Source organism: Haladaptatus sp., assembly GCF_049589095.1.
Classification (GTDB): Archaea; Halobacteriota; Halobacteria; order Halobacteriales; family Haladaptataceae; genus Haladaptatus.
The window spans coordinates 1-4,828 of sequence record NZ_JBAWAC010000431.1 but is presented as its reverse complement, the minus strand read 5'-3'; the positions used below and the strand labels follow the sequence as shown (position 1 = coordinate 4,828).

Annotated in this window: 4 protein-coding genes and 1 pseudogene; 2 read left to right on the top strand and 3 right to left on the bottom strand. The window is 61.8% G+C overall.

The window, feature by feature from the left end; all coding sequences use genetic code 11:
* Both WBV42_RS13570 and WBV42_RS13565 read left to right on the top strand, forming a co-directional pair.
* A pseudogene (locus tag WBV42_RS13570) lies at window positions 1-393 on the top strand (LEA type 2 family protein); the annotation flags it as partial.
* A gap of 138 nt (window positions 394-531) precedes the next feature.
* Window positions 532-939, top strand: a complete 408-nt coding sequence (locus WBV42_RS13565; RefSeq protein WP_423986498.1) for a DUF7528 family protein — start codon at window positions 532-534, stop codon at window positions 937-939.
* Window positions 940-1,006: 67 nt separating this feature from the next.
* On the opposite strand, the gene aspS is transcribed toward WBV42_RS13565, so the two are convergent.
* The 3 genes from aspS to WBV42_RS13550 form a co-directional block, all read right to left on the bottom strand.
* Window positions 1,007-2,317 (bottom strand): aspartate--tRNA(Asn) ligase, encoded by a 1,311-nt coding sequence (gene aspS / locus WBV42_RS13560; RefSeq protein WP_423986497.1) that lies wholly within the window; start codon window positions 2,315-2,317, stop codon window positions 1,007-1,009.
* Between the two features lie 101 nt (window positions 2,318-2,418).
* Window positions 2,419-3,447 (bottom strand): phosphate signaling complex PhoU family protein, encoded by a 1,029-nt coding sequence (locus WBV42_RS13555; RefSeq protein ID WP_066145314.1) that lies wholly within the window; start codon window positions 3,445-3,447, stop codon window positions 2,419-2,421.
* Window positions 3,448-3,500: 53 nt separating this feature from the next.
* Window positions 3,501-4,574: an ATP-NAD kinase family protein gene (locus WBV42_RS13550; protein ID WP_423986496.1), complete on the bottom strand. Its 1,074-nt coding sequence runs from the start codon at window positions 4,572-4,574 to the stop codon at window positions 3,501-3,503.
* Window positions 4,575-4,828 lie beyond the last annotated feature (254 nt).

Here is a 4,828-nt window from a genome sequence, read left to right as displayed (position 1 = left end):
GACCTGAAGATCAGGTTTTACGCGAAAATCGAACTGCCGAGCGGCAAGACTGTTCGTGTGCCACTCCGGCAACTCACCTACGAAAAGCGGATCCAGACCCATATCTTCGAGAACGATTCCGCCGAAGGGACGCTCGCCAGCACGAACGTGACGGCTGGAAACGGGGGAACGACGACCCACAACACGGTGACGGACGACGGAACGGGGACGACCACGCACTCCACGACGCCTGCCACGGACTCGTCGACGAGCGCGACGACCGAAACGACGACCGCCACAACGACCGGAGCCACCGGAACGACGACTACGGCGACTACAGCGACTACAACGACGACCACCGACGGTGGCGGGCTTCTCGGCGACCTGCTGGCCGAGATGCACCGGGCGGTGTAGTATTCTCCCCCACCGATAGAGTTTTTATTCCGGCGAGTACAGAGAGATGTATGGCACGGAGTACCCAGTCTCCTGGTCGAGTTCTTCTCCCGTAATGAGAGTTCCGTAACCGCAACGCGCGACGGTGAATCGATTCTGTTGGACATCGACGGCAAAACCTTCGAGTTGTCACGCGAGTCCGCGACGGACCTGCAGGACGCCGTCGGCGATGCCCTGACCGAACGCCGAGAGTTCTTCCGTACCGCGGGGACGTTCCGCGAGGACGGCAGTTACGAGGTCTCCCGACGGAGTGCCGACTCCGCAGGGAACGCCAAAGTGTTCCGGACGTTCGACGCCATGGATCGCCTGTTCGACCGACTACCCGACGAGTTCACAGCCGAGGACGTGGGACGAACCGGAATCACGGGATCACGGCGACACCTGTTGATTCGTCACTTCGGGGAGAATCCGGAGTTCCCATGTCGGATTTCCTCCCGGAACCCGCTGATGGCGAAGAAGGAAGGCGAACGGCCCGCCGAGGGAAGCATGGAGGTCGGCTCGGACTAACGCGTTTCGGCGGATGTCCGGTCGAACGGTCGAAAGAATAGGGTTTCGAATCGCGACTTCGACGGCGTTATGGCGTGACGCGGTCGGGGTCGCGCGGGAAGAGGATTCCCTCTTTGATGTTTTCGAGACCGGCCACCTTCTGGACGAGTCGGTCGATACCGAGCCCGTAGCCACCGTGTGGCGGGATACCGAAGCGGAACGATTCGAGATAGAAGTGGAAGTTCTCGGGGTCAGCACCCTGGTCCTCCATGTACTGGCTCATCGTCTCGATGTCGTGTTCACGCTGGCCGCCCGAGGAGAGTTCCTGACCCAGATAGATCAGGTCGAACTTTCGGGACGCGATGTCGTCCTCCGGCACGTCCTGTTTGTAGTAGAACTTCTCGTCCGGGTAGCCGACGACGAAGAAGGCGGGATGGCCCTGCTCCGCGAAGTACTCGCCGAGCAGTTTCTCGCCTTTCGTGTCGAGGTCGGTTTCGTCGTCCGGAACGTGGTCGAACTCCGTCGCGAGGATGTCACGCGCTTCCTCGAACGTAACGCGTGGGAACGGGTCGGTCGGAACGTCGAGTTCGACGCCGAGCGTCTCCAGTTCGTCCGCCGCGTTCTCGCTGACCTGTTCGAGCGTGTAGCGAAGCGACTCCTCCTGGACGTCCATCACGTCGTGGTGATCCTCGATGTACGCCAACTCGACGTCGAACATCGAAATTTCCGAGACGTGTCGGGAGGTGGCGAACGCTTCGGCACGGAACGCCGTCCCGGTCTCGTAGATCTTGTCGAACCCGGCCGCCATGAGCATCTGCTTGTACAACTGCGGGCTCTGGGAGAGGAACACTTCGTCACCGTAGTAGACGACGGGGAACAGTTCCGCGCCACCTTCCGCACCTTCCTGCGAGAGGAGGGGCGTATCGACGTTACGGAAGCCTTCATCGTCGAACCATTCTTCCATCGCGTTGACTAGCTTCGAGCGGAGCGAGAAGACCGCATAGGTCTCCGGCTTTCGGAGGTCGATGCTCCGGTTGTCGAGCCTGGTCGAGAGGTCCGACTCGATGTCCTTCGCCACTTCCATCGGAAGCGGGGAATCGGCCTCGCTGATGACCTCCAGTTCGGAGGGCATGAGTTCGACGCCGCCCGGCGCTTGGTCGCTCGCTTTCACCGTTCCGGTGATTCGCACGACGTCTTCCTTGCCGAGGTCGTTCGACGCCTCGAACAGTTCCTCGTCGTTTTGCTCCTTGAACACGACCTGAATCTGCCCTTCCCGGTCGCGTACGATGACGAAGGAGAGTCCACCGAGATCTCGAATGTCGTGGACGTTTCCTGCTATCGATACCGTTTCGCCGTCCTGTTCCGTCGTGATGTCGTCAGAATACGTTCGCTCTATCATTGGTGTCGACTACGCTCTATCGTGTTCTCATCGTGTCTGCCTCGGGTATTGATTCTTCCGACTACGGGACGAAAAACTCGAGAAATAATCGGGATAATCGATCAGTTGATCGTCGTGTGTCGACTTTCCTCGTTGAGCGCCAGATTCGCCGCGATTTCCGCGTTTCGCATGGCGTACTGGGCGGTGTGCTGGAGGCTGACGAGCACGTCCCGAATCTGTAGGAGGTCGTCGTTCGACATCTCGGGGAGGTCCGAGAGGATGTCCGACTCGCGGTCACCGAGTTCGTGGAACTTGCGTCGAACTTCGAGCGTCTTGTCGTAATCCCGCTCCACGCTCGCTTGCACCGCCAACGCGGTCATCTCGTCCACCTGATCGGTGAACTCCCGGATACGCCGCATGGTGCTGCTATCGACTTCGAGAGTGTGGCCGTTGGCCGCGAGGACGATATCCGCGATGTCCTCCGCGTTGTCCGCCGTGAGTTCGAGGTTCTTTGCAATCGAGCGGTAGCCGATGAGCGGGAAGCCGCTTTCCAACCCGATGGCACGCGCGATGGCGGGGTTTTCGTGTGCAGTGAAGATGAGACGGAGGAGAAGAACGAAGATCTTGTTCGCTTGTCGTTCGCGGTTCAACGCCCGCTGGGCGAGGTCGGCGTTGCCGTGGGCGAGCGCCTTCACGGCCTCGCCACGCATGGTACTGCCCGTGTTCTCCAGTCGCTCCAGTAGGTTGTCCAGATCGAAATCCTCGGGGTCGACCGAGCATCGAATGGCGATGCTCTCGGGCGTTTCCTCGATGACGCCAAGTCCCATTAGCTGTGTTTCCGCGTTGTAGACCGCGTTGATGTGGCTGCTTTCGAGGGTCTCCTCGCTCACGACATGGATGACGCGCCGACCGAGAACGTATTGGGCGACGATGGCACGTTCGACGGCGTCCGCATCCAACTCTTCGGTGTGAATCGTCGCCTCCGACTCGTCGTCGTGTGCCGATTCGGGAAGGACAGTGAGCGTTCCTTTGCCGCTGATTCGCAACGAAACCTCATCACCCTTCTCGACCCCGTGCTGCTGTGCCCACTCCGCAGGAAGGGTCATCGCCAACGTCGATGGCCCGAGTCGCTGAACTTTCCGTGTTTCCATATCCTTTCATTTGTGTACGAAGCCTTAAACTTCACCGTATGTCACTAAATGTCTCACGATAGTTTCAACATACGTCGCTCGAAGCGACCCACGCGCACTTTGTGCCAGCCGCGGAGCGACTCGTCCACATCCTCGTCGCCCGTATCCGCCCGGAGAACGCCGATCCCGTCGAGTTTCGTCTTCGAGGCGACGATTTCGACGGTCGAACGGCGGATCACGGCCGGTGAAAGCTGGTGATTGCCACGGCCGAAGACGAAGCCCTGCCCGCCGATCGGCGAGACGACAATGACGTTTTCGTCCCCGAGGACGGCGAGGATTTCCTCCTCGTTCGCGTCCCGCGCGAGCAGTTCCCCGTCGCGCCACACGTCCACGCCGAGCGGGGACCCCTCGAATCCCAACTCGGCTTTGATGGCTCCGACCGTACTTCCGGGGCCGAGAACGTAGGTGACCCCCTCCTGCACGTCGTCGGCGACGCCCTGCGCGAGGCTTTCGACCGTCCCGCCGCCCAACTGTTTGCTCGACTGGAGCGATTCGGCCACGGGAACGCGAGCGATGGCTTTCAGTTCCGCCCGGACCTCGCCGTCGCGGTACGCCTCCTCGTCGATGTCGTTCACCTCTCGCTCCTCCACGCGGTCGAATCCCGCCGCGACCCGCCCCGCCGCCTTCGGCGTCACCGCGAACACCGACGAATAGATTTTCACGCCCGCCGGGACGCCGAGCATGGGGACCTCGCTGCCTTCGGCGGAGAGGGTTTCCGCAACGTCCACCGCGGTTCCGTCGCCGCCGACGAACAGGAGCAAGTCGATGCCCTCCGAGATCAAGCGGTGAACCGCCTCGCGGGTGTCCGACGCGCTCGTCTCCTTCGTGTTCTCACCCTCGGGTTCGCCGACGACTTCGGGGTCGAACCCCGCCGCCCGTGCTTCGTTCGCTCCCATCTCCCCGCCGTAGGCCAGCAGCTGCGTCCCCGGCGCGCGCTCGTACAGCGCCGACAGCGCGTCGATAGCTCTGGCGGGTGCACGCTGTTCCGCCCCCCGCTCCCGTGCTTCCGCGACCATGCCGTCTGTTCCCTTCAGGCCGACTCGTCCACCCATCCCCGCGATGGGATTGACGACCACGCCGATTCGCATATCTCGCGGTTGGGGGGCGGAGGGGAAATGCGTGTGGGTACCGACTAAAAACGGAACCCCGCTGAGTTGACGACACTGTTCGTTCGCTCCGAAACGGCTCTGATTCTGATGGTGCGATCACAGCAGCGACCGAGCCGCATCAAGACCGCCCCGCCTCCGCACCGCACCACGTCCTCCCCAGCCGATTCCTCCGGGAGAGCTTCGCTCTCCCGTGCCCTCGTTCACTGCGTCGCCGGCGCGAAGCGCCGGCTTCC